The sequence below is a fragment of the Streptomyces sp. LS1784 genome (assembly GCF_020103755.1).
In the GTDB taxonomy this organism is placed as follows: Bacteria; Actinomycetota; Actinomycetes; order Streptomycetales; family Streptomycetaceae; genus Kitasatospora.
Map to the genome: position 1 here is coordinate 1 of NZ_JAHSQD010000851.1, position 2,490 is coordinate 2,490.

Below are 2,490 nucleotides of genomic sequence, written 5' to 3' on the forward strand. Positions count from 1 at the left end.
GGTGCCCGCGACGGCGGGCCGCGGCCGGTCGGCGGGCACCGTGACGGTGGCGGTGGCGCCGCGCAGGCGCTCCTGCCACCAGGCCTGCTGGCGGTCGAGTTCGGCGGCGAGCTCGGTCTGCTGCCAGTGCGCGACGTCCGCGTACTGGACGGGCAGCGGCTCGAACGCCGGGGCGGTGCCGGTGCGCCGGGCGCCGTAGGCGGTCGCGAGGTCGTCGAAGAGCACGCCGATCGACCAGCCGTCGGCCGCGATGTGGTGCAGCACCAGGCTGAGCACGGCGCCGTCGCCGGTGCGCAGCAGGGCGGCGCGCAGCGGCAGGTCGGCGGCGAGGTCGAAGGGGCGGCGGGCCTCGGTCTCCAGCCAGGCGTCGACCTGCTCGGCGGGAACGTCGGCGGTGGTGAGGGTGAACCGGTCGGCGGGCAGCGTCTCGGGGCTCACCTCGCCGTCGACCTCCGGGTAGACGGTGCGCAGCACCTCGTGCCGGGCGAGGACGTCGGTGAGGGCGGCGCCGAGGGCGGCCGTGTCGGGCTCGCCGTCGAGGTGCAGGGCGAGCGGGATGTGGTAGGCGGCGCTGTCCGGCTCGTACTGGGCCAGGAACCACATCCGGCGCTGGGCCGAGGAGAGCGGCACCGGGGTGCCCTCGGGGCGCGGGGCGATGCTGTGGCGCTCGGTGCCGCCGACCGCGGCCGCCGCCTTGGCGGCCTTGGCCTTGGCGAGGCGGCGGCGCAGCAGTTCCTGCCGTCTGGCGGCCGGATCCGGTTCCGGGACGGACCCGGTGGTGGGCTGGTCGGTCATGCGGTCTCCCCCGTTCGGGCGCCGGTGTCGCCGGCGGCCGGGCGTGCGTCGGTGGTTCCGGAGGCGCCGGTGTTGCCGGTGGCTCCGGATTCGGTGCGGTGGGTCACAGCGTGCTCCCGGCGGTCTCGTCGAGGTCGTCGAGGTCGTCGATCTCCTCCAGCAGGCGCTCCTCGACGCGGCGGGCCAGGCCGGCCAGCGTCCGGTCCTCGAAGACGACGCGCAGGGGCAGTTCGGTTTCGAAGGTGTCCCGGATCCGGGCGAGCAGCCGGGTGGCGAGCAGCGAGTGGCCGCCCAGCGCGAAGAAGTCGTCGTGCCGGGAAACCCGTTCGACCTTGAGGACCTCGATCCACAGGTCGGCGAGCAGTTCCTCGCAGTCGCCCTCGGGCGGGGCGCCGGCGCCGCCGAGCTGCGGCACGGGCAGCGAGGCCCGGTCGACCTTGCCGGCCGGGGTCAGCGGCAGCGCGTCGAGCAGCACGAGGCCGGCGGGCACCATGTAGTCGGGCAGCTGCTCGAACAGGGCGGTGCGCAGCGTGTCCTCGGTGAGGCCGGGGGCGACGGCGTAGCCGGCCAGGACCGGGCCGGCCGGGGTCTCGACGAGCCGGGCGGCGCCGGCGGTGACGCCGGGGACGGCGGTGATCGCGGCCTCGATCTCGCCCAGCTCGATGCGGAAGCCGCGGAGCTTGACCTGGGCGTCGACGCGGCCGTGGTACTCCAGGCGGCCGTCTGCGCGGCGGCAGGCGAGGTCGCCGGTGCGGTACATCGGCGCGCCGTCGGTGCGGCCGGGTTCGGCGGTGAACCGTTCGGCGGTCAGGTCGGGCCGACCGTGGTAGCCGAGCGCGACGCCGGCGCCGGCGATGCAGAGTTCGCCGATGCCGTTGACCGGGACGGGCTGCCCGGAGGAGCCGAGCAGGTGCAGCCGGGTGTTGGCGATGGGCGCGCCGAGGGCCACCACGCCGCCGTGGGCGGCGAGTTCCGGGGTGACCTGCTGGACGGTCGACCAGACGGTGGTCTCGGTCGGGCCGTACAGGTTCCACAGCGCGCCGACCCGGCCGAGCAGGGCGCGGGCGAGGTCGGCGGTGAGCGCCTCGCCGCCGCACAGGGCGGTCAGCCCGGAGCGGCCGGCCCAGTCGGCCTCCAGCAGCATCCGCCAGGTGGCGGGGGTGGCCTGGAGGTGGGTGACGCCCCGCTTGTCGAGCCAGGCGCCGAGCGCGGCCCCGTCGGTGGCGGTGGCACGGTCGGCAATCTCCACCCGGGCGCCGGTGACCAGCGGCAGCCACAGCTCCAGGCCGGCGATGTCGAAGGTGACGGTGGTGACGGCGGCCATCACGTCCCGCTCGGTGAGGCCGGGTTCGCGGCCCATCGAGGTCAGGAAGTTGACGATCGCGCGGTGCGGCACGGCGACGCCCTTGGGGCGGCCGGTGGAGCCGGAGGTGTACAGCAGGTAGGCCGGGTCCTCCGCGCCGACGGTGACGGCGGGCGCCTCGGCGGGGGCCGCGGCGTGCTCGGGGCCGTCCACCAGGACGCTCTCGCGCCCGTGCAGCAGTTCGTCGCCGGCGGTGGCGGTCTCGGCGACCAGCAGGGTGACGCCGGCGTCGTCGAGCACGCCCCGGTTGCGGGCCAGCGGCTGGTCGATGTCGAGCGGCAGGTAGGCGGCGCCGCTGCGCAGCACGCCGAGCAGGGCGGCGGGCAGCAGCC

Annotated in this window: 2 protein-coding genes; both read right to left on the minus strand. The window is 76.3% G+C overall.

The window, feature by feature from the left end:
* A partial coding sequence (locus tag KS423_RS43350; protein WP_224285189.1) for a condensation domain-containing protein occupies positions 1–795 on the minus strand: 795 nt, incomplete at its 3' end.
* 103 nt (positions 796–898) lie between these two features.
* A partial coding sequence (locus tag KS423_RS43355) for a non-ribosomal peptide synthetase (protein WP_224285190.1) occupies positions 899–2,490 on the minus strand: 1,592 nt, incomplete at its 5' end.